The organism is Mesorhizobium sp. M5C.F.Ca.IN.020.32.2.1 (assembly GCF_004023105.1).
GTDB lineage: Bacteria > Pseudomonadota > Alphaproteobacteria > Rhizobiales > Rhizobiaceae > Mesorhizobium > Mesorhizobium wenxiniae.
The window spans coordinates 1-1831 of the sequence record NZ_RZSX01001087.1; the positions used below are offsets into that span (position 1 = coordinate 1).

At 66.0% G+C, this 1831-nt stretch carries 2 protein-coding genes and 1 pseudogene; all 3 read left to right on the forward strand.

What is annotated here, in order from left to right; genetic code table 11:
• A partial coding sequence (locus EOA86_RS33120) for an ATP-binding cassette domain-containing protein (RefSeq protein WP_164892257.1) occupies positions 1–534 on the forward strand: 534 nt, incomplete at its 5' end.
• Entirely contained in the window at positions 531–1511 is a 981-nt protein-coding gene (locus tag EOA86_RS33125) for an ABC transporter permease (RefSeq protein WP_128345413.1), read from the forward strand. The genes EOA86_RS33120 and EOA86_RS33125, both read left to right, overlap by 4 nt.
• Positions 1508–1831: pseudogene (locus EOA86_RS33130) on the forward strand (ABC transporter permease); the annotation flags it as partial. The gene EOA86_RS33125 and the pseudogene EOA86_RS33130, both read left to right, overlap by 4 nt.

The following is a 1831-nucleotide window of genomic DNA, read 5'->3' on the forward strand; positions in this document are numbered from 1 at the left end:
GCGCTGATCCCGGAAGACCGCAAGACGGAAGGCCTGATGCTGCCGATGACGGTGCGCGAAAACCTCTCCTTCGCCGCACTCGACCGGCTGTCCAGGGGCGGCATCATCGACCGTGCCGCCGAGCAGCGGCTGATCGACGACATGGTAGCTCTGCTGGCGATCAAGACGGCAGGCCTCGACGTTCCGGTCGGCGCACTGTCCGGCGGCAACCAGCAGAAGGTCGTCATCGCCAAATGGCTGATGCGGCAGCCGCGCATCATCCTGCTCAACGACCCGACGCGGGGCATCGATGTCGGCACGAAGCAGGAACTGTATCAGCTGATGCGCAAGCTTGCCGACCAAGGCGCGGCGATCCTGTTTTACTCGACCGACTATGACGAGCTGATCGGCTGCTGCGACCGGGTGCTGGTGCTCTATGACGGAGCAGTCAAGCGCGAGCTGGTCGGCGCCGAGATAACCGAGCGGGCGCTGATCGCCAGCGCGCTCAATATCAATGGCGAAGAGATGCCTGTTGGCCAAGGAGCGGACGCGTGAAGGACTGGCGCTACTGGCTTGCCGAACAACGCGGAACGCTGCTGGCGTTCGGCATCTTCATCGTGATGTTTACGATCTACACCTCGAACCATCCGGCGGGCTTTACCGCCAATGTCGTGCAGACGGCTTCCAACAAGGGCGTGCTGCTCGCCTTCGTCGCCATGGCGCAGACGCTGGTGGTGATCACCGCCGGCGTCGACCTTTCCGTCGGCATGATCTTTCTGCTGACCAACTGCCTGGCCTCATGGCTGGTCATCGGCACCGGCATCGAAACCGCGTTCGGCGTCGTCGCGGTGCTCGGCACCGGGCTGCTGTGCGGGGCGATCAACGGTGCCATCGTCATCTACGGAAGGCTGCAGCCGATCGTCACCACCATCGCCACCGGCGCGGTCTATTTCGGCATCGCGCTGCTGCTTCGGCCGTTCCCGGGCGGCTCGGTCAACGAGGATCTCGCCGACGCGCTGACCGGGCGGCTGTTCGGCGTGGTGCCGGCGAGCCTGGTGGCGCTGCTGGCCGTCGTGCTCGTGGTCTGGGTGCCGTTCAGCCGATCGGTGCTCGGCCGCGCGGCCTATGCCGCGGGATCGTCGGAGACGGCGGCCTACATGTCCGGCGTGCCGATCCGCCGCGGCAAGTTCGCCGCCTATGCGCTCGCCGGCCTGCTGGCCGCGATCGGCGGGCTGTTCCTGACCTTCTTCACCTATACGGGCGAGGCGGCCTATGCCAGCGGCAATGCCTATACGCTGTTCTCGATCGCCGCCGTGGTGCTTGGCGGCGTCTCATTGTTCGGCGGCAAGGGCAGCGCCATCGGCGCGATCTTCGGCGCGCTCGCCTTCCGCACCATCGGCGACCTGCTCTTCGTCTTCGATTTCGATCCGCTCTGGCAGCCGCTGTTCCAGGGCGTCATCCTGCTGATCGCCGTCAGCCTCGGCGCCTTCGCCCTGTTCAGGGTCCGCAACCGGCTGGAGTGGTTCCTGTGAGCGAAACGACGATTGGCGGCATCGCCGGCCGCATGCCGAAATTCATCCGCCGCGCTGATCCCGCGGTGCTGACCGCCTTTGCCTGCATCGTGCTGCTGCTGTTTGTCGGCAGCCTCTATTCGCGCAGCTTCCTGTCGCCGGAATATCTGCTGCAGCAGCTCAAGGTGGCCTCGTTTCTCGGCGTCATCGCCACCGGCATGATGCTAGTCATCCTGCTCGGCCAGATCGACCTGTCGGTGCCGTGGTCGGTGGCGGCGGGCGCAATGATGGCATGTGCGGCCGCCGCCTACGGCCCGGTCGGCGTGGCGCTGGCGATCCCG